The organism is Mesorhizobium sp. WSM4842 (assembly GCF_055901575.1).
On record NZ_CM148372.1, the window covers coordinates 257,265 to 282,844 of the forward strand.

Annotated in this window: 22 protein-coding genes and 1 pseudogene; 12 read left to right on the forward strand and 11 right to left on the reverse strand. The window is 63.2% G+C overall.

Going from position 1 to position 25,580, the window contains the following annotated elements; all coding sequences use genetic code 11:
• Positions 1–135, reverse strand: a pseudogene (locus AC0NIE_RS01175) (class I SAM-dependent DNA methyltransferase); the annotation flags it as partial.
• Positions 136–291: 156 nt separating this feature from the next.
• Between AC0NIE_RS01175 and AC0NIE_RS01180 the strand changes: the two are divergent.
• On the forward strand, positions 292–1,287 hold the full coding sequence (locus AC0NIE_RS01180; protein WP_473484076.1) for a class I SAM-dependent methyltransferase: 996 nt from the start codon (positions 292–294) through the stop codon (positions 1,285–1,287).
• Between the two features lie 263 nt (positions 1,288–1,550).
• On the opposite strand, the gene AC0NIE_RS01185 is transcribed toward AC0NIE_RS01180, so the two are convergent.
• Positions 1,551–2,183, reverse strand: a complete 633-nt coding sequence (locus AC0NIE_RS01185; RefSeq protein WP_473484079.1) for a class I SAM-dependent DNA methyltransferase — start codon at positions 2,181–2,183, stop codon at positions 1,551–1,553.
• A gap of 158 nt (positions 2,184–2,341) precedes the next feature.
• On the opposite strand from AC0NIE_RS01185, the gene AC0NIE_RS01190 reads away from it, so the two are divergent.
• Entirely contained in the window at positions 2,342–3,244 is a 903-nt protein-coding gene (locus tag AC0NIE_RS01190; protein ID WP_473484527.1) for a phosphotransferase, read from the forward strand.
• 42 nt (positions 3,245–3,286) lie between these two features.
• On the opposite strand, the gene AC0NIE_RS01195 is transcribed toward AC0NIE_RS01190, so the two are convergent.
• The 3 genes from AC0NIE_RS01195 to ilvD form a co-directional block, all read right to left on the reverse strand.
• Positions 3,287–4,207, reverse strand: a complete 921-nt coding sequence (locus tag AC0NIE_RS01195; RefSeq protein WP_473484082.1) for a DMT family transporter — start codon at positions 4,205–4,207, stop codon at positions 3,287–3,289.
• Between the two features lie 582 nt (positions 4,208–4,789).
• On the reverse strand, positions 4,790–6,076 hold the full coding sequence (locus AC0NIE_RS01200) for an amidohydrolase family protein (protein ID WP_473484085.1): 1,287 nt from the start codon (positions 6,074–6,076) through the stop codon (positions 4,790–4,792).
• A gap of 235 nt (positions 6,077–6,311) precedes the next feature.
• Entirely contained in the window at positions 6,312–8,156 is a 1,845-nt protein-coding gene (gene ilvD, locus AC0NIE_RS01205; RefSeq protein ID WP_473484088.1) for a dihydroxy-acid dehydratase, read from the reverse strand.
• A gap of 253 nt (positions 8,157–8,409) precedes the next feature.
• On the opposite strand from ilvD, the gene AC0NIE_RS01210 reads away from it, so the two are divergent.
• Positions 8,410–8,883, forward strand: coding sequence for a VOC family protein (locus AC0NIE_RS01210; protein ID WP_473484090.1), 474 nt, complete (start codon positions 8,410–8,412; stop codon positions 8,881–8,883).
• A gap of 212 nt (positions 8,884–9,095) precedes the next feature.
• Here the strand turns inward: AC0NIE_RS01210 and AC0NIE_RS01215 are convergent, their stop codons facing one another.
• The gene (locus tag AC0NIE_RS01215) at positions 9,096–10,688 is read right to left on the reverse strand and encodes a peptide chain release factor 3 (protein ID WP_473484093.1); all 1,593 of its coding nucleotides are present in this window, start codon (positions 10,686–10,688) and stop codon (positions 9,096–9,098) included.
• 136 nt (positions 10,689–10,824) lie between these two features.
• On the opposite strand from AC0NIE_RS01215, the gene AC0NIE_RS01220 reads away from it, so the two are divergent.
• Complete coding sequence (locus AC0NIE_RS01220; protein WP_473484095.1) at positions 10,825–11,910, forward strand: NAD(P)/FAD-dependent oxidoreductase; 1,086 nt, start codon at positions 10,825–10,827, stop codon at positions 11,908–11,910.
• 229 nt (positions 11,911–12,139) lie between these two features.
• Positions 12,140–13,597 carry a DUF1963 domain-containing protein gene (locus AC0NIE_RS01225; RefSeq protein WP_473484097.1) on the forward strand — a complete coding sequence of 486 codons (1,458 nt, stop codon included), beginning with the start codon at positions 12,140–12,142 and terminating at the stop codon, positions 13,595–13,597.
• Positions 13,598–13,690: 93 nt separating this feature from the next.
• Here the strand turns inward: AC0NIE_RS01225 and AC0NIE_RS01230 are convergent, their stop codons facing one another.
• The 3 genes from AC0NIE_RS01230 to AC0NIE_RS01240 all read right to left on the reverse strand — a co-directional run bounded on the left by AC0NIE_RS01230 (position 13,691) and on the right by AC0NIE_RS01240 (position 16,304).
• Complete coding sequence (locus AC0NIE_RS01230) at positions 13,691–15,064, reverse strand: amidase (protein ID WP_473484100.1); 1,374 nt, start codon at positions 15,062–15,064, stop codon at positions 13,691–13,693.
• 169 nt (positions 15,065–15,233) lie between these two features.
• Positions 15,234–16,034: a class II glutamine amidotransferase gene (locus AC0NIE_RS01235; protein WP_473484102.1), complete on the reverse strand. Its 801-nt coding sequence runs from the start codon at positions 16,032–16,034 to the stop codon at positions 15,234–15,236.
• Positions 16,035–16,049: 15 nt separating this feature from the next.
• Entirely contained in the window at positions 16,050–16,304 is a 255-nt protein-coding gene (locus AC0NIE_RS01240; protein WP_473484105.1) for a DUF6356 family protein, read from the reverse strand.
• A gap of 117 nt (positions 16,305–16,421) precedes the next feature.
• Here AC0NIE_RS01240 and AC0NIE_RS01245 point away from each other — a divergent pair, with 117 nt between their 5' ends.
• From AC0NIE_RS01245 to AC0NIE_RS01270, 6 genes are all read left to right on the forward strand, one after another.
• Positions 16,422–16,892: an Lrp/AsnC family transcriptional regulator gene (locus AC0NIE_RS01245; protein WP_473484107.1), complete on the forward strand. Its 471-nt coding sequence runs from the start codon at positions 16,422–16,424 to the stop codon at positions 16,890–16,892.
• 84 nt (positions 16,893–16,976) lie between these two features.
• Complete coding sequence (dut, locus tag AC0NIE_RS01250) at positions 16,977–17,462, forward strand: dUTP diphosphatase (protein ID WP_192355879.1); 486 nt, start codon at positions 16,977–16,979, stop codon at positions 17,460–17,462.
• 150 nt (positions 17,463–17,612) lie between these two features.
• Positions 17,613–18,281, forward strand: a complete 669-nt coding sequence (locus AC0NIE_RS01255) for an HAD family hydrolase (RefSeq protein ID WP_473484110.1) — start codon at positions 17,613–17,615, stop codon at positions 18,279–18,281.
• 84 nt (positions 18,282–18,365) lie between these two features.
• The gene (locus tag AC0NIE_RS01260) at positions 18,366–19,214 is read left to right on the forward strand and encodes a hypothetical protein (protein WP_473484113.1); all 849 of its coding nucleotides are present in this window, start codon (positions 18,366–18,368) and stop codon (positions 19,212–19,214) included.
• 69 nt (positions 19,215–19,283) lie between these two features.
• Positions 19,284–20,087, forward strand: a complete 804-nt coding sequence (locus tag AC0NIE_RS01265; protein WP_473484115.1) for an isocitrate lyase/PEP mutase family protein — start codon at positions 19,284–19,286, stop codon at positions 20,085–20,087.
• Positions 20,084–21,079, forward strand: coding sequence for a proline racemase family protein (locus AC0NIE_RS01270; RefSeq protein ID WP_473484117.1), 996 nt, complete (start codon positions 20,084–20,086; stop codon positions 21,077–21,079). The genes AC0NIE_RS01265 and AC0NIE_RS01270 overlap by 4 nt, the downstream gene beginning before the upstream one ends.
• 101 nt (positions 21,080–21,180) lie before the next feature.
• Here the strand turns inward: AC0NIE_RS01270 and AC0NIE_RS01275 are convergent, their stop codons facing one another.
• Positions 21,181–21,876 (reverse strand): sulfate transporter family protein, encoded by a 696-nt coding sequence (locus AC0NIE_RS01275; RefSeq protein ID WP_473484119.1) that lies wholly within the window; start codon positions 21,874–21,876, stop codon positions 21,181–21,183.
• 194 nt (positions 21,877–22,070) lie between these two features.
• On the opposite strand from AC0NIE_RS01275, the gene AC0NIE_RS01280 reads away from it, so the two are divergent.
• Entirely contained in the window at positions 22,071–23,063 is a 993-nt protein-coding gene (locus AC0NIE_RS01280) for an adenosine kinase (protein ID WP_473484121.1), read from the forward strand.
• 112 nt (positions 23,064–23,175) lie between these two features.
• On the opposite strand, the gene AC0NIE_RS01285 is transcribed toward AC0NIE_RS01280, so the two are convergent.
• Entirely contained in the window at positions 23,176–25,455 is a 2,280-nt protein-coding gene (locus AC0NIE_RS01285) for an NADP-dependent malic enzyme (RefSeq protein ID WP_473484123.1), read from the reverse strand.
• Positions 25,456–25,580: the final 125 nt, after the last annotated feature.

Here is a 25,580-nt window from a genome sequence, read left to right on the forward strand (position 1 = left end):
TCAGCTCACGCGCAGAACGAGGCCGCGGCTGGGCACGGTGTCCGCCTCGCCCGGCATGGAGACATAGGGCGACGTCTCCTCGGCGCGCGTAACGACGCCCTTCGCCTCGAGGTCGGCGATCCGTGCGGAAAAGCCGGCGCCTATAAGCATTGAGCTTGAATCCGTACGTCAGATCGAGAACCGCTCTAGGGTTACTGAGGATAACATCCTATTCACTTTTCCTGAAACTTGTCTAGCATTTCCCCTGGAGTCTACACGTTCGAGACTGTTTTTCTATGACGAGGGCACAATATGCAAATAAACGAAATCAAGGAGAAAAAGCAGAAGATTATCGAAAGGTTCGGCCCCTGGACGGCAGGTTCCATCCATCTGGCCGATCAAATTGACACGTTCGATGAGCCGCACTGGGACGCCCGATTGAGGCGCTTCGTGCAGATCGCTGCAGATCTTGCGGGGAAGCCGTTGGAGAAGCTTCGCGTTCTGGACCTGGCGTGTCTCGAGGGGCAATACGGGATCGAGTTCGCGCTCCATGGGGCCGACGTGCTCGCCATCGAGGGTCGGGAGGCGAACCTTGAGAAGGTGCACTTCGCTAAGGAGGTACTCTCCCTGGACAACCTCGAACTCGCCCTAAATGACGTGCGCAACCTCGACGAGGAGCGCCATGGTCGTTTCGATGTTGTTCTATGTTTGGGGATCCTTTATCACTTGGATGCTCCGGATGTCATGGACTTCGTGGAGAGAATCTCGAAGGCTTGCGGAAAGATATCAATAATCGATACCCATATCAGCCTCAGCGACGAAGCGTCGTACACTTGGAAGGGGAAGACTTACTGGGGCAGGTATGGCAAGGAACACGATACTGATGCGACCTCCGAGGAGAAGCTGGCAGCGCTCTGGAACTCGCTCGACAACCCGAAGGCCTTCCTCTTCACGCGTGCATCGCTCTGCAACCTACTCCGACACGTGGGCTTCACGTCCGTCTACGAGTGCTTGAACCCCTACGAGTATCATAATCCCAACTGGCCGCTGGCTGCAGAAGGGGACAGGCATGTCGTCTGGAGGGATCGCATCACCCTGGTTGCTATCAAAGGGCGGAGTCAGCCACTGCTCTCCTCGCCCATTACGGACGCATCGCCCGAGATCGATCGCCCCGAAAGGCCAGAGTATATCGAGCAGCTCCCGTGCATTACCGGAGTGTCGCGCAGAAGGTCGAGAGGTCTGCGGTCGCGATTGAGCAGGTTCCTGCCCAGCCCTGTGAAGGCAGTGCTGAGGAGAATCATCCAATGAAATGTCGGACAGACGGCGGCGTTGACGCACCTTCACCGACGGCTGCAAGCCGCCTGAATTCCCCGGAGGCGTAAAGGAGGTCGGCTCTTGGGCACTTTTGATACTGCTGGCGAAGTCGGAAATAAGCCCAGTTCGGGGGCAACATGTTGCTTGTAAACTCGGGCTGTCAATTGTCTAGCCGCGGCCAAATTGACTTCGCCAGCAGTATCACTTTTGGTGACATCGAGCGCACGGGAACCTTAACGAGGGGAATGGAAGAATGATCAGTTCACGCGCAGAACGAGGCCGCGGCTCGGCACGGTGTCGGCCTCGCCCGGCATGGAGACATAGGGCGACGTCTCCTCGGCACGTGTGACGACGCCCTTCGCCTCGAAGTCCGCGATCCGCGCGGCAAAACCGGCGTCCCACAGCGTGTTCTTGACCGTCAGCACGATTATCCCGCCCGGCCGGCAGATGCGGATCAGTTCGTCCAGCCCCTCGGCGCCGACATGGCCCTGGGTGAAGACGCCGGCCGATATGATGCCGGCATAGGCGTCATCCGCGAAGGGCAGCGGTCCGCCGAGCGCCAGGCAGTGAAGCGCCGAATAGACGCCCTTGCGCGCTGCCTGGGCCAGCATGCCCTCGGAAATGTCGAGCGCCTCGACCTGCGGGTAGCCCGCGATCTTCAGCCACTCGCCGATGAGCCCGGTGCCGGCGCCGGCATCGAGGAGCGGTGCTGCGCCGCGCGGCAGGTGGCGGGCAAGCAGGGCAAGGCAGATGGTCGGATGGCGATAACCGGCCGCCGACATGTCGGCGTCGTAGGTGTCGGACCAGCGGTCGTAGAGCGCCGCCACTTCTTCAGGCCGCTTCGCTGCATAGGCCGCGGCGAGCGCGCCTTCATTTTTCCTGTCCGCCATCGCAGTCCCGTCCGCAAAATCAAGGTGCAGCAGCGTCCTTCCGCGTCCGACAGGACCGTGCGGCGCTGGAGTGAATCGCATGCCGCCGATGATAGCCAAACGGCGAAATTTGTGGAACCGTCGTGGCCACAAATAAAGACGCAAAGAGGGCGGAAGCGATGGTGGACGAGGAAGCACGCGCGGCGCTTGCAGCCATTCCGGGGCTGGCCGGCTACGAGGGACCCTTGGAGCGGCTTGGCGGCCTCACCAACCTCGTGTTCAGGGCTGGAGATGTCTGCCTGCGGATTCCCGGCAAAGGCACCGAGGAGTATATCAACCGCGCCAACGAGGCGGTGGCGGCACGGGAAGCCGCCAAGGCCGGCGTGAGCCCCGAGCTGCTGCATGTCGACGGCGAGACAGGCGTGATGGTGACGCGTTTCGTCGCCGGCGCCGAGACGATGTCGCCGGAAAAGTTCAAGACCCGGCACGGCAGTCCGGCGCGCGCCGGCAAGGCCTTCCGTAAGCTGCACGCTTCCGGCGCGGTGTTTCCCTTCCGCTTCGAGCTTTTCGCGATGATCGACGACTATCTGAAGGTGCTGTCGACCAAGGACGTCACCCTGCCCGCCGGCTACCACGACGTCGTATGCGAGGCGGAAACCGTACGCTCGGCGCTTGCCGCGCATCGCCTGCCCCTTGTCGCCTGCCACTGCGATCCGCTGTGCGAAAACTTCCTCGATACGGGCGACAGGATGTGGATCGTCGACTGGGAATATTCCGGCATGAACGATCCGCTCTGGGATCTCGGCGACCTCAGCGTCGAAGGACAATTCGACATCGCGCAGGAGGAAGAGATGATGGGCGCCTATTTCGGTGGCGAGCCAACGCCGGCGGAGCGCGGCCGCATCGTCATCTACAAGGCGATGTGCGATCTCTTGTGGACGCTGTGGGGGCTGATCCAGCTTGCCAACAGCAATCCGGTCGACGATTTCCGCGCCTATGCCGACGGTCGCTTTTCACGCTGCAGGACGCTGATGGAGACGGCCGACTTCTCAAGGCATCTGGCGGCGGTGCGCGCGGGTTAAGTACCAAAAAATCTGAACCTTAAGGTACCAGAAATCTGGACCCTAGTTGACGCCTTTCGGCACGTTTTCCGGCGGCACCGTGTCGACCACTTTCTGGCGATGGAAGATGAACAGGCCGGCCAGCACGATGATGCCCGAGCCGATCAGGATGCGCGGGCCGGGCATGTCGCCGAAGAAGGCCAGCCCGAAGATCACGGCCCACAGCAGCAGGCTGTAATGCAGCGGCGCCAGCGTCGAAGCCGGCGCCAGCTTCAGCGCCCTGGTGATCATCAGGTGCGCGCCGCAGGAGACGACGCCAAGAAGCAGCATGGCGCCGAAATCGAGCGAGGACGGTGTCTGCCAGTTGCCGATGGTGAGAAATCCGCCGACCAGCAACGTGCCGATGGTTTGCCAGGTAACGAGCGAGGTGTCGCTGGTGCCACGCAGCCGCCGGTTGAGGATAATGGCGAAGGCGAATGAAATGCTTCCGGCCAGGGCGAAGGTCGACGACAGCGAAAACGCGGCCGAGGACGGTTTGAGCATGATCAGCACGCCGCAGAAGCCGACCAGGATCGCCATCCAGCGGCGCCAGCCAACCTTTTCACCGAGCAACAGGTGGGACAGCGCCGCCACGTAGATCGGTCCGGCCATGTAGAAACTCATGACGTCGGCGAGCGGCAGATAGACGACGGCGGCGTAGAACAGCGCCGTGTCGAGCGTCGTCATGACGACGCGCAAGACCTGCAGTTCCAGGCGCTCCATGTGGAACAGCTTGGCCGTACCTTGACGCGCGATCATCGGACCGAGCACGAAAAAGGCGCCGATGGAACGGATCAGCACGACCTGGCCGACGGAAAAGCTGGCGACCAGCCATTTGCCCATCGCATCGTTCAACGCAAACAGGAAATCGCCGGCCAGCATCAGCAGAATGCCAGCCAAAAGCACGTTCCTGATCGTCGAATTCTGGGCTGTTGGCTGTGCCATGCCGATGTCGCTTCCTCCCGCATGAAAGCTCGGTGAGCAGCGTCGTAGACGCAAGCAGCCGCTTTGACGAGCCAAAATCGGGAACCCGGCCGGACCAGAGCCGAAAATCGGCTGGGCCTACACTAGAGCGGCGGACTTTCAAATCGAATCGAACCGCCGCTCTGTCTTTATTTCAGCATCGGATTGGGTGCGATAATCTAGATCGCCGCTTCAATGGCTTACTTTGGCCGTGGCCGAATGATGACCGGACGATAGATCACCGGCCGGTCCCAGGGATCGAAAGCCGACGCACTTCTGAGGTCCGCGCGGCGCGCGAGATCGATGCGCTGCAGACATTCGGCGAAGGCATCATTCTTCCTGACGAAGCCGTAGGACCGGCATTTCGCCTCGTCTGCGGTCTTCGGCCGTCATGCAGCCTGCACAGGTCGCCGCCAACGCCACCATCGCCGTCTTGTGCCACATCGTGTCCTCCTCGCCATAAAACTGGAGACTGACTGTAGACTTAAGATCAGGGCCTATCAATCTGATCGACGTGTGCGGCCTGAGCAGGCCCAACGTCTTATTGGGCCTGCCAATTATTGGTCATGAAGTGGACGGGCGATGCCTGCGGTTCACCGTTTCCGGCCGTCCCGCGATCGAAAGCTGGGTTTCCTGCCTGGCCCGCTCGGCTACCACCTTGCCCCTGGCGATGACGCAGAGGCGCTCGGGGCGCAGGCGCAAGGCCTCGACCGGGTCGCCGGCATCAAGGACGACGAGACTGGCGCGCTTGCCAACCGCCAGGCCGAGATGGTCGAGGCCCATGATGGCGGCGTTGACGTTAGTGACCATGTCGAAGCAGCGCGCCATGTCGGCCGGGCTCGACATCTGGGCGACGTGAAGGCCCATGAAGGCGACATCGAGCATGTCGGCGGTGCCCAGCGAATACCAGGGGTCGAGCACGCAATCCTGTCCCCACCCGACGCGGATGCCGTGGGCAAGCATTTCCTTGACCCGCGTCAGGCCGCGGCGTTTGGGGAATGTGTCGTGGCGGCCCTGCAGCATGATGTTGATCAGCGGATTGGGAATCGCCGAGACGCCTGCCTCGGCGATCAGCGGTAACAGCTTCGAGACATAGTAATTGTCCATCGAGTGCATCGAAGTGAGATGCGAGCCGGCGACCCTGCCCTGCAGGCCGAGGCGCTGCGTCTCATAGGCCAGTTGCTCGATATGGCGCGACAGCGGATCGTCGGTCTCGTCGCAATGCAGGTCGACCATCAGGCCGCGTTCTGCCGCGATTTCGCACAGTTCCGTCACCGAACGCGTGCCATCGGCCATGGTGCGCTCAAAGTGCGGAATGCCGCCGACGATATCGACCCCCATGTCGAGCGCCCGAACGGTGTTATCGCGCGCCGTCGGCGAGCGATAAAACCCATCCTGCGGGAAGGCGACCAGTTGCAGGTCGATATAGGGCGCGACCGTCTTCTTCACATCGAGCAGGGCTTCGACCGCCAGCAGCCTCGTATCGCAGACATCGACATGGGTGCGGATGGCGAGCAGGCCCATGGACACCGCCCAGTCGCAATAGGCGAGCGCGCGCTCGCGCACCGCTTCGTGCGTCAACAGCGGCTTCAGCTCGCCCCACAGCGAAATGCCTTCCAGCAGCGTGCCCGACGCGTTGATGCGCGGTATGCCCAGGGAGAGCGTGGCGTCCATGTGAAAATGCGGATCGACGAAAGGCGGCGAGATCAGATTGCCATGGGCGTCGATCGCCGTGCCCGCGGTAACGCTCAGCTCGGGCTCGATGGCCGCGATCGTCTCGCCGATGATGCCGATATCGGCGATCGTGCCGTCGGGCAGCATGCCGCCGCGGACGATAAGGTCAAAATCCATCTAAAGCCACCTCGTTCAAAAAGCCGGAACCTTCAGCCGCGGCTCTCCCTTCTCCCCCTGTGGGAGAAGGTGGCCGCCCACGGGTCTTGCCTCCGGCAAGCCCGAGGACAGGCTCCGCGGCCGGATGATGGGTGCTCCAGCTTGGCACCAGCGGCACTCCGTCCAGCACCCCTCAACCGTCTTGGCGCTACGCGGCAATCCACCTTCTCCCACAAGGGGAGAAGGAAAAGCGAACCTATTCCGGCACATACCTTACCGCACCCTTTGCAGCACTGGTCGCCATCGACGCGTAGGCGCGCAAGGCCATCGTCACCTTGCGCTTGCGCTTTTCCTCTGGCTTCCAGGCGGCAGCTCCCTTTGCCTCCATCGCGGCGCGGCGGGCGGCCAGTTCGGCATCGTCGACGGCAAGCCGGATGGTGCGGTTCGGGATATCGATCTCGATCGTGTCGCCCTCATGCACCAGCCCAATCAGCCCGCCTTCCGCCGCCTCGGGAGAAGCATGGCCGATCGACAGGCCGGAGGTACCGCCGGAAAAGCGGCCGTCGGTGACCAGCGCGCAGGCTTTGCCGAGGCCCTTCGATTTCAAATAGCTGGTCGGGTAGAGCATTTCCTGCATGCCGGGGCCGCCGCGCGGCCCTTCGTAGCGGATGACGACGACATCGCCGGCCTTGATCTCGTTGGACAGGATCGCCTTGACGCTGGCGTCCTGGCTTTCGAACACCCTGGCCGGGCCGGTGAATTTCAAGATCGATTCATCGACGCCCGCGGTTTTTACGATGCAGCCGTCCAGTGCCAGATTGCCCTTGAGCACGGCAAGGCCGCCGTCCCTGGAAAAGGGATGCTCCACCGAGCGGATAACGCCGGTTTCGCGGTTCGTGTCGAGATCGTCCCAGCGCCGGTCCTGGCTGAAGGCGACTTGCGTCGGCACGCCGCCTGGTGCCGCAAGGAAGAAATCGCGAACGTTCTGGCTTGAAGTGCGCGAGATATCCCAATGGTCGAGCGCTTCGCCGAGACTTGCGGTGTGCACGGTTGGCAGGTCGCGGTTGATCAGTCCGGCGTTGTCGAGCTGACCGAGGATCGCCATGATGCCGCCGGCGCGGTGGACGTCCTCCATATGGACGTCGGCCTTGGCCGGCGCAACCTTGCACAGCACCGGAACGCGCCGCGACAGCCGGTCGATGTCCTCCATGGTGAAATCGACCTCGCCCTCATGCGCGGCAGCCAGGATGTGCAGCACGGTGTTGGTCGAGCCGCCCATGGCGATGTCGAGCGTCATCGCATTCTCGAAGGCGCCCTTCGAGGCGATGCTGCGCGGCAGCGCCGTGTCGTCGTCCTGCTCGTAGTAGCGCTGGGCGAGATCGACGATCAGATGGCCGGCCTCCACGAACAGCCGCTTGCGGTCGGCATGCGTCGCCAGCGTCGAACCGTTGCCGGGCAGCGAAAGGCCAAGCGCCTCGGTCAGGCAGTTCATCGAATTGGCGGTGAACATGCCCGAGCAGGAGCCGCAGGTCGGGCAAGCCGAGCGCTCGATGGTCTTGACGTCCTCGTCGGAGATCTTGTCGTCAGCGGCAGCGACCATGGCGTCGACCAGATCGAGCGCCTGCGTCTTGCCGGCGAGCACCACTTTGCCGGCTTCCATCGGCCCGCCGGAGACGAAGACTGTCGGGATGTTGAGGCGCAGCGACGCCATCAGCATGCCCGGCGTGATCTTGTCGCAATTGGAGATGCAGACCATGGCGTCGGCGCAGTGGGCATTGACCATGTACTCGACCGAGTCGGCGATCAGCTCGCGCGACGGCAGCGAATAGAGCATGCCGTCATGGCCCATGGCGATGCCGTCGTCGACAGCGATGGTGTTGAACTCCTTGGCCACGCCGCCGGCCTTCTCGATCTCGCGGGCGATCAACTGGCCGAGGTCCTTCAAATGGACATGGCCCGGAACGAACTGGGTGAAGGAATTGACTACGGCGATGATCGGCTTGCCGAAATCGGAATCCTTCATGCCGGTGGCGCGCCACAGGCCGCGGGCGCCGGCCATGTTGCGGCCATGGGTGGTGGTGCGGGAGCGATAGGCAGGCATGAATTTTCCTTGACTGGCCGGCGACGCTCGATGGGAGCGCGGCGGCGCTGAATTCGACCGCAGGCGTTATAGACGCCGACGCCTGGTCTGGCCACAATTTTGCGCCGCGCCAGATTCTTTCGAAAATTTCGATACCACTGTCGGATTGCGTGCCGAGCAGCCGTCCTTGGGCAAACGGCAAGAGGATGGCAGCATTCTCGGAGCCAGCCGTTTCACCGTGATAGCAACCGAAAACAGCCCGAGGAGCAAGCAAATGCAAAAGATCACCCCCTGCCTGTGGTTCGACGACCAGGCCGAAGAGGCCATGAACCACTACATCTCCATCTTCAAGAACTCGAAGGTGCTGAGCGTGATGCGCTGGCCCAAGGGCAGCGGCGATAATGAGGGCAAGGTGCTGGTGACCTATTTCGAGCTCGACGGCGTGCAGTTCCAGGCGCTCAACGGCGGGCCGCAATTCAAGTTCACCGAGGCAGTCTCGCTCTCCATCGACTGCAAGACGCAGGAGGAGGTCGACTATTTCTGGGACAGGCTCATCGAGGGCGGTGGCGAGCCCAGCCAGTGCAGCTGGCTGAAGGACAAATTCGGCGTCTCCTGGCAGGTCGTGCCGGAGCAATTGCCGAGGCTGCTGCAGGACCCCGACACAGAAAAGGCCGGCCGTGTCATGCAGGCGATGATGCAAATGACCAAGATCGACATCGCCAAGATCGAAGAGGCAGCCAAGGGCTGAGGGAAGGCGACCTCCCCTTCTCCCCTTGTGGAAGAAGGTGGCCGAGCGAAGCTCGGTCGGATGAGGGGTGCTGGAAGGATCGCTACCTTGAAGAGGTAAACGCCTAGAACCCTTCGACGTTTCACGCCGAGTTTCTTCCAACACCCCTCTTCCGTCTCGGCGCTGCGCGCCGATCCACCTTCCCCCACAAGGGGGGAAGGGAGGGCCGCAGTTCAAGCCGCCTTGTCGCGGACCTGATAATCCTTGACCGCCGCAAAACGGATCGCCTTCCAGCGCTCGGCCTCGTAGTTGAGCGAAAAGGCGTGCTGGGCTAGGAACACCGGATCGTTGTCGAGGTCGCGGGCAATGTCGCCGCGATGCGCCTCGATGAAGCGATGCACCTCGGCCTTGTCGCCGGCCGATATCCAGCGGCAGACGGAAAAGCGCGACATCTCGAAATCGACGGGCAGCGAGTATTCGATGTTCAGCCGCTCCTTCAGCACGTCGAGCTGCAGCGCACCAACGACACCGACGATTGCCGGGGAACCGTCCTCCGGCGAGAACAGTTGCACGACGCCTTCCTCGGCCATCTGGTGCAGCGCTTCCTTCAGCTTCTTGGCCTTCATCGCGTCGCCCAGGCGGACGCGGCGCAGGATTTCCGGCGCGAAGTTCGGCACGCCGCGGAACAGGATCTCCTCGCCCTCGGTCAGCGTGTCGCCGATGCGCAGCGTGCCGTGGTTGGGGATGCCGACGACGTCGCCGGCAAAAGCCTCGTCGGCGGTGACGCGTGTGCGGGCGAAGAAGAATTGCGGCGCCGACAGGCTCATCGGTTTTCCCGTGCGCACCAGTTTGGCCTTCATGCCGCGCTCGAGCTTGCCCGAGCAGACGCGGACGAAGGCGATACGGTCGCGGTGGTTGGGATCCATGTTGGCCTGGATCTTGAAGACGAAGGACGTCATCTTGTCCTCGGTCGCCTCGACCTTGCGGGTGTCAGCCTCCTGCGCGCGCGGCGGCGGCCCGTAGGCGCCAAGCGCTTCGATCAGGTCGCGCACGCCGTAATTGCGCAGCGCCGAGCCGAAATAGACCGGCGTCAGGTGGCCCTCGCGAAACGAGTCGATGTCGAGCGGACGGCAGGCTTCGCGCGCCAGCTCGAGCTCCTCGATGAAGGCTTCGCGCTCGTTCTCCGGCAACAGGCCGGCGACGCGGTTGGAGTCGGGTCCATTGACCGGCGTGCGTTCCTTCTCCGCGTCGCCCTTGCGCACCGCGTTCAGCGCCAGATGATAGGTACCTGAAAAGGTCTTGCCGCGGCCGATCGGCCAGGTGATCGGTGCGGTGTCCAGTGCCAGCTTCTGCTCGATCTCGTCGAGGATCTCGAACGGGTCGCGGCTTTCGCGGTCCATCTTGTTGACGAAGGTGATGATCGGGATATCGCGCAGCCGGCAGACCTCGAACAGTTTTAGCGTGCGCGGCTCGATGCCCTTGGCGGCATCGATGACCATGACCGCCGCATCGACTGCCGACAGCGTGCGGTAGGTATCGTCGGCGAAATCCTCGTGGCCGGGCGTATCGAGCAGGTTGAAGACATTGTCCTCATACTCGAAGGTCATCACCGAGGTGACGACCGAGATGCCGCGCTCGCGCTCGATCTTCATCCAGTCCGACCGGGTCTGGATGCGATCCTTCTTGGCCTTGACCTCGCCGGCAAGCTGGATGGCGCCGCCGAACAAAAGCAGCTTTTCGGTCAGCGTCGTCTTGCCGGCGTCTGGATGCGCGATGATCGCGAAAGTGCGGCGGCGCGCCACCGCGTTCGTGATGTCTTCAGCCAATTTATGGAATCCCATGTGGTGCGCGGGCTTCTAGCAGCGCTTTTGTAGCCTGTCGAACAGTTTTGGGCAGTTGCCCGGTCTTGAGATAGGGTTGCCGCAACGACATCAGAAGACCCGATTCGACAAAGGACCATCGATGAGCGCAGCCAAGCAAGTCATCGTCGTCGGCGCCGGCATCATCGGCGCGTCCATCGCCTGGCATTTGGCGAAGGCCGGCGCGAACGTGACGGTCGTTGCCGACAGCGATGCCGGCGGCGTCGCGACGCCGAATTCCTTTGCCTGGATCAATGCCAGCTGGGGCAATCCAGAGCCTTATTTTCGGCTGCGTACCCGTTCGATGGCCGAATGGACGCGGCTTGCGCATGACGTGCCCGGCATTCCGTTGGAATGGTGCGGCGGCCTGTGCTGGGACCTGCCGCCGGCCGAGTTGGAAGCCTATGCCGCCGAGCACTCCGGCTGGGGTTACGGCATCGAGCGCGTCGACCGCGTGGGAGCCGCACGTATAGAGCCCAATTTGACCGAGCTTCCCGATTTCGCCCTTCACGTCGCTGAGGAGGGCGTGGCCGAGCCGGTCGCGGCCACGCAGACGCTGCTGGCCGACGCCGAGCGGCTTGGCGCGCGGGTGATGACCGGCACGACAGTCACCGCGCTGATAGAGACCAATGGCAGGATTACCGGCGTGGATACGTCAGGCGGACGGATTGCCGCCGACGAAGTGGTGATCGCAGCCGGCGTCGGCTCTCAGGCAATTGCGGCGACGGCCGGGTTAAAACTGCCGATCGAGACGCCGCCCGGCCTGATCGTCCACTCACGCCCCTACGAAAGGCTGCTCAACGGCCTGGTGATCGGCGATCGGCTGCATATGCGCCAGATTGCCGAGGGCCGCATCATCGCCGGTTCGGATTTCGGCGGCGCCGATCCGGGCATGGATGCCGCAGCCACCGCCCGCGAGCTGTTTGCGTCGATGAAAACCATGCTGCGCGGTGCCGACGGGCTGGAACTGGATTTCCACACCGTCGGCTACCGGCCGACGCCGATCGACGGCTTTCCGATCATCGGGCGGGCTCAAGGCGTGGGCGGCCTCTATGTCGCGGTCATGCATTCGGGCATCACGATGGCGCCGGCCGTCGGCCTGTTTGCCGTCCGCGAAATCCTCGACGGGGAGCGCGATCCGCTGCTGGCGCCCTATGGGCTGGGACGGTTTTCTCAGCAGCCCGAGTAGGCAAATCGCATCGGGCACCCCTCACCCCAGCCCTCACTTTGCTCGGCCGACCATTCCGGGGCGAGCCGCGTGCCTTGCTCGTCCCTTCGGAACCCTCGAGAGGAGCGGAGTTTCGCCAGCCACGGCGTAAGCTTCTTCTCTCTAACGGGAGAAGAGGCTGCGAAGCAGCGGGATGAGGGAGAAGCACGTAGCGATAGCTGGCGATCGGCTGCTCGTTCGGAATCAATTCGTGGATGATCTGAAGCTGAAATCGAATGAGATTCGCGTCACTTCTACTTCACTACTTCTTATTGACTTTATCAGGATGTTTACTTGTAGCGGGCATTTTTTTCCGCGTGGCGGGCAGGCAACCAGGTGGCAGATGATCATCCGGGTACTTAGAAAAATCTTTGGTAAGCGCAAGGCAGACCAAGCGTCGCGCGAATTCGCTGCCGGGCTAGTACGTGGCATCGTGGAGAACGAAGTCGCAACCTTCGAGATGCTGGCCAATGCGAGAAACATCGAGGAACCCTATGTCCTGCTCACTCCCGTCGTACCGCTCCCAGCACAGCAGAGCGCCGGCTGGTTTGGCGGTGCGCCTTGCTTGCCCGATGACGTTGCGTGGCCAGAGATCGAGGGCGAACCTCTTCGTTTCGTATGTCAGATAGACCTGTCCGCCTTGCCCCAGAACATCTGGTCTGGCCTCGGTCCCAGGAAAGGCTGGCTTGCTGTTTTCCTGCATGCCGAGGAAACGGCTCATGCCGAAGAAACGGCTCCCAAGGTGCTCCACGTCGATGGAGAACTGAAGTGGCGCGACGGACCTGGGCAGGCGGATGCGGTCTGGTTCCGGCCGCGATCATCCAAAGGCAGGCCGCCGGTGCAAGCCCACTCGCCGAGGTGGCCAATCATGATCAGCGAGCACGTTGGCCAACCTCCTCCGCCCACGGGATGGCGCAAGGGCAAGGCGCCCGGCTTGCCCAATCCCCGCCATGCTCAGTTTCCGGACCTCTCCAACGCGGCCTTTCATCCGTTCAACGAAGCGACGCTCGCGGCGCTTCTCAATGCCATTGAGGACCAGTTCAGCCTAGGCAGGACGCACATCGACGGCCTGCTCAAAAGGAAACACCGCGACGAGGGTAGAACGGAACTGGAGAGCATGCAGTTGGAAGCGTCCCGGTCGATGGGGCGGTTTTCACACATCAGGGATTTGCTCATACCCTTCACAAAGGACTTCCAGCGCGCACCGATCCAAGACTTGCTGGCGCAGATCGCGGACATACCTTTCCGATATGTACGCTATTTGAAAGATGACGAAGATGGCTATGCCTTTTTCAGTTCTTCGACCTTGAGACTGTGCGAGAAGCCGGTTGGGCAATGGTGGTACACCTATGCTGACCAGCTTTATCGGCATGCCGTCTGCGCCTACACACGCGCTCCCGAGACGCTTCATCCCGAATTGCGCTCTCGCATGGAAATGATCTGGCAATTCGATGCCCTGCACGAACGGGGCGCTATGGGGCATGCTCCGGCTGGCCATGTCTACACGCCTCACGGGCCGGCGACACCGAATGCGGTTTTGTTGGAGCTTCGGACAAGCGATATGGTTGGATGGATCTGGGGCGACATGTATTCCATCGTCCTATTCATCAGTCGCGATGACTTGGCGAACGGCAATTTCGACAATGTAACGTTCGAAATTACGAACTAGGTGCGCTTAATTGGAATTGCGCCGCCGAGGTCGATCGAGGTCGGCGCTGGCACGGCGCGACCCACTGCTTGCGTCCTACGCTGGCCGCTTCGCTCAATAGCCCGGCGGGCGGCGGAAGCCGCCGGTGAGTGGCGCCATGGCCGCTGCGATGCCAAGCAGCCGTGACTCCGACCAGCGTTTGCCAACCAGCTGCAGGCCAATAGGCAGGCCGTTGCGGTCCTGCCCGCAGGGCATCGACAGTGCCGGGTGGCCGCTATAGTTGAACACCGCGCCATGGGCCGGCAGCAGCCAGTAGCTCTGCTCCCTGTCATCGACCTTGATTGGTGTTCCCGGCTCGCAATGCGGAAAGGCCGTGGTCATGGCGACGGGGCAAAGCAAGACATCGCAACCTTCGAAAAACCGGTCCCAGGCAAGGATTGACTGGTCGCGGCGGGCGAGCGCCTCGAACCAGCGCGAGACCGGTGTCGGTTCTTCTGGCGGCTCCGGCTGCGCAGCCTCCAGCATCATGCCGATAAGCGCGCCGCCTTGCGTCAGATCGTCATGCAGGTCGAGCGTCGGCAGTCTTGCTTCCTCGACGGCTGCCCCCGCAGACTTGAGTTGCTCGGCCAGACTTTCGACCGCGGCCCTGATCTCGCCGGCTACCGGAAAACCCGGAAAGGCCGGCGCGAAAGCGATGCGCAGGGTCTTGGGATCAAGCTTCGGCGTGCCCTCGACAGGCACCGGCGCAAGATCTGTGTCGCTGCCATCTGGCCCTGCTATGATCCCCAGTATCAGCGCCAGATCTTCGACGTTGCGGGCCAGCGGACCGATACAGGACATCAGCCGCACGCTGCGCGGTGCACCGGCGGGATCGGGAAAGGCGCCGGCCAGGGAGACGCGATGCTCGGTCGGCTTGAGGCCGTAGACGCCGCAAAAGGCTGAAGGCAGGCGGATCGAATCCTGCATGTCGGTGCCGATCTCGAATGGTGTCATGCCCGCGCAAAGTGCTGCCGCCGCTCCCCCGCTGGAACCGCCGGCGGTGCGCGAGAGATCCCATGGATTATTGGTGCGGCCGAACAGCGGATTGTTCGATTGCCAGTCGCTCAGCATCGTTGCGACATTTGTCTTGCCGACCAGCACGGCGCCGGCCGCCTTCAACCTGAGAACGACCGGGCTGTCCTTTCTCGCCACATAGTCGGCAAAGGGCGGGAAGCCAACCGTGGTCTTCATCCCCAGTGTTTCGTGCGTGTCCTTCAGCGTGAACGGCACACCGTGCAGCGGCCCGAGAGCGTCGCCGCGCGCCTGGGCTTCGTCGGCTTTCTTCGCTCGAGCGCGAGCCCCTACCCTGTCGAGCGTGACGACCGCGTTGACCGCCTCATTTTGCCTGTCGATCTCAGCCAAATGCGCGTCCAGCGCTTCCACGGCGGAAATCTTGCGGTCGCGGATCGCGGCAGCCAATTCTGTGGTGGAGGAAAAGACGAGGTCCATGACCAATGCTCCGGCTTGCTAGCGGCGTCAGCCTCACCAAATGGCGGGCTACGGCGCGTCTTCAAGCCGAGTTCAGCATTCGAGGACAGGCGGCGCTTGATCGGAATTGCGCTGCGAGGGTCTGGTGAGGTCGGCGCCGTCCCGCGATATTGCCGCGATAGCGAGGGATCTACACGGCCAGCGCCAGTCTCGCCGACTCCGGCGCAAACGGACGAATGGTCATGCCGTCTCTGGTGATGGTGACGAAGCTAGAGGGCGGGATCGGCTGCCAGTCGCCGCCATCACGGTCGAAAGGCTCCGACATAAGGCATCGCCCGCCGCCATTGCGGAAGACGGAGGTGTAGAGCGTCGGCGCATGGGCATCGGTCGCATAGCGCACCGCATGGAGCGATTCGCCGTCCGACAAGGCGGCGGTAAGTCTCAGCGCCGGTTCGAAGCCGGCGCGGCGCGAGGCGTCCATAACGCGGCTGGTGGCGCGGAGAACAGCGCCCTCCGGATCACCCGACAGCCCTTCGTCGATCATCAGGAGAAAGAAGAGTTCGGAATCGGTAGTGCCTTCGCGCTGGGCGAAGCCCGCGTCGGAGAGCGAATTTTCCAGCGCGCGGCGGATTCTTTCGAAGCCGCCGATCTGGCCGTTGTGCATGAACGACCAGCGGCCGGCAGTGAAGGGATGGCAGTTCATGCGGCTGGTGGCACCGCCGGTCGAGGCACGGACGTGGGCGAGAAATAGGCCGGATTTGATCTGGCGGCACAGGCTCTTCAGATTGGGATCGGACCAGGCCGGCAGGATGTCGCGATAGAGGCCGGGGTCGGGCCGGTCACTGTACCAGGCGAGGCCAAAGCCATCGCCATTGGTCGGCGACTTGGCTTCCTGGGCGCAGTGGCTCTGGGCGATCAGCGAATGACAGGGCGCCGTGACGATGTCTTCGAGAAAGACCGCTTCGCCGAGATAGGCCGCCCATCGGCACATCGCTTCTACCGTTCTCTAGGCGCGATCCATGAGAGCCGCAGGCTCCTTGATCGCGTGTGTGCCTCTGTTGTGCGTGCGCTCATAGAGCTCGCGAACGATTCGGCTGGCCGTAGTCTCAAACAGAAACGGCAAGAAAGCGTGAATGAGCGCGGCGAACGCCGCCATGAACAGGCGCGAGCAGAACCACGCCGCGAAGGCCATATGGCTGAAATAGGTCTCGCCCACCTTGGCCGGGTGAGAGGTAAAGAGTCTTGAAAGCCGTGTCGTCATGGTAATGCCTCCTACCGTGATAAGCCCCCCGATGCTGAGTATTCTGGCACGAGCTTTTGGTTCATCGGTCCCAAATCATCCTTGTATTTTGGTAGCTATTGGGACAAACATCCCCACATGCCGCTGGAAATCGATGAAATCGACCGAAGATTGCTGGCCGAGCTGCAACGCGACGGCACGCTGTCGGTCGACCAATTGTCGGAAAGGGTGTCGCTGTCGCGCAACGCCTGCTGGCGCCGGGTGAAGCGGCTGGAAGAAGACGGCGTCATCACCGGCCGGGTGGCGCTGGTCGATCCCGACAAACTTGGCCTCGGCCTCTCGGTGTTCATCCTGGTCCGGACCTCCAACCACGATCCGGACTGGCTGCAAAAATTCCGGGCGGCAGTGACCGGTTTTCCCGAGATCACCGGTGTCTACCGCATGTCTGGCGACCTCGATTATGTGTTGCGTGCCCGCGTCGCCGACGTGAAGGCTTATGACCGGCTCTATCAGCGGCTGATCGCCAAGGTGGCGCTGTCAGACGTTTCGGCCTCCTTCGTCATGGAGGAGATCAAGGAGACGACGGTCGTCCCCGTAGAGCTGCGCTGAAGCGGAACTGCGCTGAAAGAAAGCCGTTGATAGCCTAGCCGCCGAGTTGACCGAATCGGCGTTGACAGCGATAGGATCAGCCTCATGCGCGCAGCCCTCTACACTTCCTCCGTCATCGGTCCGGCCGTCGGCTTCGTCAGGTTGCCGCATGGCGAAGGCCTGCCGCTTCCCGCCTATGAAAGCTCGGGCGCCGCCGGCATGGATCTGCGCGCCGCGGTGCCGGACGACCGGCCGCTGCTGATCCTGCCGGGAAAACGCGCGCTGGTGCCGACCGGACTGATCCTGGAGATCCCAGAGGGCGTAGAGGGCCAAGTCCGGCCGCGTTCAGGCCTCGCCTTCAAGCACGGCCTCACCTGTCTCAACACACCGGGCACCATCGACAGCGACTATCGCGGCGAGGTCAAGGTGCTGTTGATCAATCTCGGCGACGAGGATTTCGCGGTGACGCGTGGCATGCGGATCGCCCAGATCGTCTTCGCCCCGGTGACGCAGGCGACGGTCGAGGAGCGCACCTTGGCCGGCGGAACGACGCGCGGCTCCGGCGGCTTCGGATCGACCGGCACGGCCTGATGTCTGGGTCGTATTTCAATCATATTGAACCATCCTGCAGGGTTAATTCGAGCCAAATCCTTCGGCCTTCGGACTTGGCCGTGCCACCAGCACGGCCTACGCCGAAGGCCTCGACCTTGACCCGAATTCCCTCCGGCAGAATGGTTCAATATGACTGAAACACGATCCCACCCCAAACTCGTCATCTTCGATTGCGACGGGGTTCTGGTCGATACCGAGAACCTGGCCAATCGACGCCTCGCCGAATGGCTCAGCGCCGCCGGCTATCCTGCGGGCTTCGAATATTGCCGTAAGAATTTCTCCGGCCGCTCCATGGTCTCGGTGCAGAAGGAAGTCGAGGCGACCGGCGTCAGCCTCGGCGCCGATTTCGTCGAGCGTTGGAATGCCGGCCTGCCGGACCTGTTCGCGCATGGCGTCGAAGCCGTCCCCTATGTCAGGGAGTTCATCGAAGCCGTGCACGCGGCCGGCATCGCAACTTGCGTCGCTTCATCGGCACGGGTGTCGAAAATGCACATCACGCTCGGCCAGACCGGGCTGCTGCCGCTGTTCGAGCATGCGCTGTTCAGCTCGACCATGGTCTCGCGCGGCAAGCCGTTTCCCGACCTGTTCCTGCATGCGGCAAGCACGATGGGCTTCGCGCCCGCCGACTGCATCGTCATCGAGGACAGCGTCGCCGGGACATTAGCCGGCATTGCCGCCGGCATGCGCGTTTATTCCTATCACGGCGACCCGCATTCCGACCGCGACGGCCTGACCGAGGCCGGCGGCATCCTGTTCGACGACATGCGCGAGCTTGCGGGGCTGGTGCCGATCCACTGATCTATCTTCAGGCTTGTTATCCGGCTGTACGCCTCGGTCGTCCGTGCTAGCTTGCGGACGCTCGACCGTGGGAGGCGCCAGCGTATGAATTCCATCCTGCTTCGCTTCGTCCTCGCCTGTTTGCTGCTGCCGTGCCTGTGGACGACGGCCGGCGCGCAAGACGGCAGCTTCCCGGACCTTGGCAGCGCCGTTCCCGGCCACCAGGACACGACCTATTTCGACCTCGCCAGGATGGTCATTCCCGATCTGGCGGCGGACAAGGACGGCTTCTACCGGGGTTCTATGCCGATCGAGATGCGCCATATCGAGGGTCCGGATAGCGGTGGCTCGCCGCCCGAAACGTCGGGCCTCTCCAACGCCGCCGCGCTCGACATCAAGGCGGGCGGCAAGGATCGGCTGGCCATGCTGTTCGACCTCGGCAGCTCCTCCGACAGCGCCGAGGGTTTCGCGGTTCTGGCGCTCTACGATCTTGCCGGCAAGCCGAGACTGCTCGACGCTGTCAATGTCGCCGTCGACCGAAGCAACACTTTCCGCGATCCGGGCAAGCTGCCGATCGGGCCCGGTGATGACGCGATCATCACCCTGAGCACGCATTTCAATTCGAGCCAGGGCTATGTGAGCACGCCGCTGATCCTGGTCCGCGACGACAGGTTCGAGTTGGTCGACCTGATCTATACGTTCGACGAGTCCCTGTGCGCCTACAGGCGCACGCAGGAGTTGGCGTTTCAGACCGTTGCGGACGGCCAGCCCTATGCGGCCATCAAGGCGACGGTGACCGATGCCACCGTGCCGAATGGCGAAAGCTGCGACGATCCGGCGCCCGAGGCTTCCTCGCGCGACATCTCCGTCACCTACCATTGGGACGGGACCGCATACTTCAAGGGGTCCGACGCATTGGACAAATTGGCAGGAGAGAACGCCAATCGCTTCTGAACCAATCGCATTCGTTTGCCCGTCGGGCAGTGGCGGGATAAAATGCGCTTCGCACTCTGGGGAGCATCCATGGACAAGGGCAAAATCTTTCGCGACCTGCACAGTTCGATCTTCGTCATGCCCAACCCCTGGGACGTCGGCACGACGAAACTGCTGGCCTCCTTCGGTTTCAAGGCGCTGGCGACGACCAGCGCCGGCTTTGCCTTTTCGCGCGGCCTGCCCGACGGCGCCGTGACCTTCGAGGCGATGATCCACCACTGCCGCGACGTGGCGGCGGCGACCGGCCTGCCGATCTCGGCCGATCTCGAGAAGGGCAAGGGCGACAGCGCGACAAGTGCCGCCGAGACCGTCTTTGCAGCCGAGGCGGCAGGCCTTGCCGGCTGCTCGATCGAGGACTACACCGGCGAGCCCGACAAGCCGATCTACGATTTTTCGCATGCAGTCGAGCGCGTCGCCGCTGCAGCGGAGGCGGCACGGGCGCTGAAGCACGATTTCGTCTTCACCGCGCGGGCCGAGAATTTTCTGTGGGGCAGGCCCGACATCGACGACACGATCAAGCGGCTGCAAGCCTTCGAGAAGGCCGGCGCCGACGTGCTCTACGCGCCGGGCATCAGTGACATCGAGACGGTGCGGACCGTCTGCTCGGCGCTGACCAAGCCGGTCAACGTCATGGTGAGGCCCGGCTTCACCATCGCCGATCTTGCCCTGGCAGGGGTCAAGCGCATTTCGCTCGGCCCCTGGCTGACTAACTACGCCTTCGGCATGCTGGAGACGGCGGCGCGCGAGATCCAGCAGGACGGCACCTTCGGCTTCACCCGTGCCGCCATGCCGTTCGGCAAGCTGCAGGCGTTGTTTGCCGAACCCAACGCATGACACTCACCGTCGTCGACATGCACACCGGCGGCGAGCCGCTGCGGATCGTCACCGGCGGTTATCCCAAGATCCCCGCAGGCACGATCCTGGAAAAACGTGCCTATGTGCGCGACCACCTCGACCATCTCAGGAAGATCCTAATGTTCGAGCCGCGCGGCCATTACGACATGTATGGCGCGCTGCTGGTGGAACCCGACCTGCCCGGCGCCGACCTCGCCGTGCTGTTCATGCACAATGAGGGCTATTCGACGATGTGCGGCCACGCCATCGTCGCGCTCGGCCGCTATGCCGTCGACGAGGGGCTGGTGGCGCGGCAGGAGCCGGTGACGACAGTCAATATTGAAGCGCCGTGCGGGCTGGTCGTTGCCTCGGTCGAGGTGCAAGACGGCAAGGCAGGTGCTGTGTCATTCGAAAGCGTGCCGGCCTTTCTGTTCGCCCGCGACCAGGAGGTCGAATTGCCGGGCTTCGGGGCGATCGGCTTCGACATCGCCTATGGCGGCGCCTTCTATGCGCTCGCCGATTGCCGCCAGTTCGGCCTCGAATTCGGCCGGAACCGCGTGCGTGATTTCGTCGATGCGGCGACGGCGCTGACGGAGAAGCTGAAGAAGGAATTCCCGCTGTCGCATCCCGACCATGCCGGCCTTGCCTTTCTCTACGGCACCATCCTGACCGACGGACAGGACGTATTCTCCGATAGCCCGACCAAGAACATCTGCGTCTTCGCCGAGGCCCAGGTCGACCGCTCGCCGACCGGCTCCGGCGTCACAGCGCGGCTGGCGGCAATGCATGCAAAGGGCGAAATCGCCGGCCAGACGCGGCTGTTCGAGAGTATCGCCGGCTCGCGGTTTTCCGGCAGCGTGGCGAGGATCGCGAAAGCCGGGCCGCATGACGCCATCATCGCCTGTGTCGGCGGCCGCGCGTTCTACTGCGGCCGGGCCGAATTCATCGTCGAATCCGACGACGAACTGGGACGCGGTTTTCTCTTACGCTAGCGTCGGGCCTAACAAACGGAACGGAGCGTAACGTTTGGCTACGCACCGGAAGCACCGGACACCGCCATTCGCACGCCGGCATCACCTGAGCATCAGCACTCCTAAGCCGCTTCCCGCGCCGAGATCGCCTTGTGCAGGTGCACCATCATGGCGGCGGCGAACAGCGGCGTCAAAAGGTTGAGCAGCGGCACGGCGAGGAAGGCAGCGACAACCAGCCCGGCGAGGAACACCGTGACGGCATGTTTTTTGCGCAACGCCCGTGCCTCGGCCTCCGGGCGGAAGCGCATGGCGGCGAATTCGAAGAATTCGCGCCCCAGCAAATAGCCGTTGACGATGAAGAAGGCGGCGATGTTGATGCCCGGCACCAGCAGAAGCAGCAAGGCGACGATGTTGCCGAGAATGACGACACCGAAGAATCTTATCGCCAGCACCATCGAGCGCAGTGCCGGCATGGCGCGGCCGGGCGGGTCGTTGGGATAGTCGGTGCGCTCGACCACTTCGGCGACGTCGTCGAGAAACAGGCCGGCGATGATCGCCGTCACCGGCGCGATCAGCAGCGCCAGACCCAGCGCGAGACCGATCCCGGCGACGATGACGCCCAGCCATCCGGCCCAGGACGGCAGGCTGGGCAGCCATGCGTCGATCCATGGCCAGGCCAGCCATTCGAACAGGCCCTCGATTGCGAACCACAGCGCGGCGAGCGCCAGCAAGGTCAAGCCCAGTGTCTTCACGAACACCGAGCGGAATTCGGGCGAGAACAACCGGCTGGCGGCGGCGCGGGCGGCGCTGGAGATCACGGCGTTTCCAATTCCATGGCTGGTATCTCCGAGGCAGGCGGAGACAGGACAAGGCACAGGCACACAGCGCGATGCGGTGCATCTGCCGTTCGACAGATTAATCGATCCGACCCTAGGCAAAGCCGCATCAAATCGCTAGACCCGCCCGCGGCCGGCGTGCCAGAAAGCCGGTGGTTTTCGCGGAGACATCATTGATGCCGAATTATGACGTGCTTTGTATCGGCAATGCCATCGTCGACATCATCGCGCAGTGCGACGAGGCATTTCTGGAAACGAACGGCATCATCAAGGGCGCGATGAACCTGATCGACACGAGGCGCGCCGAGCTGCTCTACAGCCGCATGGGCCCGGCGATCGAAGCCTCCGGCGGCAGCGCCGGCAACACGGCGGCGGGTGTCGCCAGCTTCGGCGGACGCGCCGCCTTCTTCGGCAAGGTCTCGAACGATGCGCTCGGCGAAATCTACGCCCATGACATCCATGCGCAGGGCGTCGCCTTTGACACCAGGCCGCTCAATGGCGAGCCACCGACGGCGCGCTCGATGATCTTCGTCACCCCAGACGGCGAGCGCTCGATGAACACCTATCTCGGCGCCTGCATCGAGCTCGGGCCGGAAGATGTCGAGGCAGACAAGGCGTCCGGTGCGGCGGTCACCTATTTCGAAGGGTATCTGTGGGACCCGCCGCGCGCCAAGGAAGCGATCCGGCAGGCGGCCAAGCTCGCGCATGCCGCCGGGCGCGAAGTGTCGATGACATTGTCGGATTCGTTCTGCGTCGACCGCTACCGCGAGGAGTTTCTGGACCTAATGCGCTCGGGCACCGTCGACATCGTCTTTGCCAACAGCCACGAGATCAAGGCGCTCTACCAGACCGCCTCGTTCGACGAGGCGCTGGCCCAGATCCGCAAGGACTGCAAGATCGCCGCCGTCACACGCTCGGAAATGGGCTCGGTCATCGTGCGCGGCGACGAGACCGTCACCGTCAATGCGACCAAAATCGGGGAACTGGTCGACACCACCGGCGCCGGCGACCTCTATGCCGCCGGTTTCCTCTATGGCTACACGCAAGGGCGCAGCCTGAAGGATTGCGGCGATCTCGGCTCGCTGGCGGCCGGGCTGGTCATCCAGCAGATCGGGCCAAGGCCGAGGCAGAATTTGCGCCACGAGGCTGAGCAGGCAGGCCTGCTGTAGGGAGGCGGCACCTCTTCCTTCTCCCCTTGTGGGCTCTGGAGCACCCCTCATCCGACCGAGCTTCGCTCGGCCACCTTCTCCCACAAGGGGAGAAGGAAGAGGCGCTCGCTCCTCACGCCCCCGCCGTGTACGCGGCGATGGCCGCCATGTTGACGATATCGCTGTCCTTGGCGTTGAGCGAGACGATCTGAACCGGCTTGTCCAAGCCGACCAGCAGCGGGCCGATGACGGTCGAGCCGCCGAGTTCCTGCAGCATTTTGGTCGAGATCGAGGCCGAGTGGAAGGCCGGCATGATCAGCACATTGGCCGGACCGGTGAGCCGAATGAACGGGTATTGCGCCATGGCACGCGCGTTGAGCGCCACGTCGGCGGCCATCTCGCCGTCATACTCGAAATCGACGCGCCGCTTGTCGAGGATGCGCACCGCTTCCTGGACGCGCTCGGAGCGCTCCCCCTGCGGATGGCCGAAGGTGGAATAGGCAAGCATGGCGAGCCTTGGTTCATAACCCATGCGGCGGGCAAAGCCGGCGGCTTCCTCGGCGATGTCGGCGATCTGTTCGGCATTGGGCATGTCGTGCACGGCGGTGTCGGCGACAATCACGGTTCGGCCCCGCGCCAGCACGATCGAGGCGCCGATGACGCGGTGGCCGGGCTTGGCGTCGATGGCACGGCGGATGTCGTCGAGCGCCGTGGAATAGTTGCGGGTGACGCCGGTGACGATGCCGTCGGCGTCGCCCAGCGCCACCATGCAGGCGGCGAAATGGTTGCGGTCGTTGTTGATCAGGCGCTGGCAATCGCGGAACAGGAAGCCCTTGCGCTGCATGCGCTCGTACAAATAGTCGGTGTAGACGCCATTGCGGCGCGACAGCCGCGCGTTGATGATCTCGATGCCTTGCTTGCCAAGCTCGATGCCGGCGTTCCTGGCATTCTCCTTGATGATGTCGTCGCGGCCGAGCAGGATGGCGGTGCCGAGCCGCTGATTCACATAGGAGACGGCGGCGCGCATCACCTGCTCCTCCTCGCCCTCGGCGAAGACGATGCGCTTGGGCTGGCGGCGCACGCGGTCGTAGATGCGCTGCAGCGTCGAGGCGATCGGATCGCGGCGGGCGGAAAGCTCCTGCGCGTAGCGGTCGAGGTCGAGGATCGGCTTGCGCGCGACGCCGGACTCCATCGCTGCCTTGGCGACCGCGATCGGAATGGCCGAGATCAGGCGCGGATCGAACGGCACCGGGATGATGTAGTTGGGGCCGAATTTCGGCCGCATGCCCTGGTAGGCGGCGGCGACGTCGTCGGGCACATCCTGGCGCGCCAGTTCGGCGAGCGCACGCGCCGCGGCGATCTTCATGTCGTCATTGATGGTGGTGGCCCGCACGTCCAGTGCGCCGCGGAAGATGTAGGGGAAGCCGAGCACGTTGTTGACCTGATTCGGATAGTCCGAACGCCCTGTGGCCATGATGGCATCGGTGCGGATTTCGGCGACTTCCTCCGGCGTGATCTCGGGATCGGGATTGGCCATGGCGAAGATGATCGGCTTCTCGGCCATCGACTTCACCATCTTGGTGGTCAGCGCGCCCTTGGCGGACAGGCCGAGGAACACGTCGGCACCGTCCAGCGCCTCGGCCAGCGAGCGCGCGTCGGTCTTGACGGCATGCGCCGACTTCCACTGGTTCATGCCTTCGGTGCGGCCCTGGAAGACGACGCCTTTGGTGTCGCACAGGATGATGTTCTCGGGCGCAAAGCCCATCGCCTTCATCAGTTCGATGCAGGCGACGCCGGCCGCGCCTGCGCCATTGCAGACCATTTTCGTGGTCTTCATGTCGCGGCCAGTGATTTCCAGCGCGTTGATCAGGCCGGCGGCCGAGATGATGGCGGTGCCGTGCTGGTCGTCATGAAAGACCGGTATGTCCATCAGTTCGCGCAGCCGCTGCTCGATGATAAAGCACTCCGGCGCCTTGATGTCTTCCAGATTGATGCCGCCGAAGGATGGACCGAGGAAACGCACGCAATTGATGAACTCATCGGCATCCTCGGTGTCGACCTCGAGATCGATGGAATCGACGTCGGCGAAGCGCTTGAACAACACCGCCTTGCCTTCCATCACCGGCTTGGCGGCCAGTGCGCCGAGATTGCCGAGGCCGAGGATGGCGGTGCCGTTGGAAATGACGGCGACCATGTTGCCGCGCGCCGTGTAGTCGAAGGCGCGGCTGGGATCCTCGGCGATGGCAAGGACGGGAACCGCGACGCCCGGCGAATAGGCGAGGCTGAGATCGCGCTGCGTCGCCATCGGCTTGGTGGCGACGATCTCCAGCTTGCCGGGGCGGCCCATGGCGTGGAATTCCAGCGCCTCCTGCGCACTGACGGAGGGTCCGGGGTTTTCGGTTTTCCTGGCCATGATGCTTTCGATTTCCTCACCCGTGCGGCACCGCTTGGGACGGGTGCAATGCTTTCTTTTGTGGAACGTTCGGGATTAAGGCTACACTTCGCCGCTGTAAACCGCCAAGCAGATGGCTTGGCAAA